This is a genomic window from Rhizobium sp. SVR5-9E (assembly GCF_056755095.1).
The window spans coordinates 1-655 of record NZ_JBNDHS010000234.1 but is presented as its reverse complement, the minus strand read 5'-3'; the positions used below and the strand labels follow the sequence as shown (position 1 = coordinate 655).

General features: G+C 62.6%; 1 protein-coding gene. It reads left to right on the top strand.

Translation table 11 applies throughout. From position 1 onward, the window contains the following. Positions 1-66: 66 nt before the first annotated feature. Positions 67-600, top strand: a complete 534-nt coding sequence (locus ACPYOJ_RS34590) for a GXWXG domain-containing protein (protein WP_481420260.1) — start codon at positions 67-69, stop codon at positions 598-600. Positions 601-655 lie beyond the last annotated feature (55 nt).

The following is a 655-nucleotide window of genomic DNA, read 5'->3' as shown; positions in this document are numbered from 1 at the left end:
CCTTCTTCGTTATCATCGTTCCGGAACTCTCGTGATCTGTCCTCATTACCGGACCGGAGGTACGGAATGATTTCAGATCTGCAGAAGGCCAGACGCAAGTGGTTTCAGACGCTCGATCCCGTGCTCCCGGAAGAGATGGTGGGCCTCTGGCGCGGCGAAGGGATCGCGGCTGATCACCCGCTCGACGGCGTGCTGGAGAACCTTCAATGGTTCGGCAAGCGGTTCCACCCCGACTTGAAGGCAGACGCCCTGCTCTTCCAGTGGCGGCCGGGCCGGCTGGTTCCGATCGAACCGTCCTTCTTCCCCATCGCGACAGTGATCCGCTTGGCCTCCTTCGGCCGGACCTCCGTCGCCCGGAATTGGTTCTCGTACCTTCAGAAGATCTTCCGCGCCCGCGGCACCACGGCGATGCTCGCCCTTCGAATGATCGACGGCGCGGAAACCGCCGCGATGGTCTACGACCGCCAGCCGATCACCGACTTTTTCAGGCGCGTCGACCACAGCGAAGTCGCCGGGATGATGGTCGTCGAGGGAGATGATCGGAGGTATTTCTTTCGGTTGCGAAAAGTCGCCCCAGCGATGGACGGAGGCGGCTCTTGACGCAGGGCGAGCCGTTCCTTGAGACGCCGGACGGCCGCTTTGTGGTGGTGCGTGC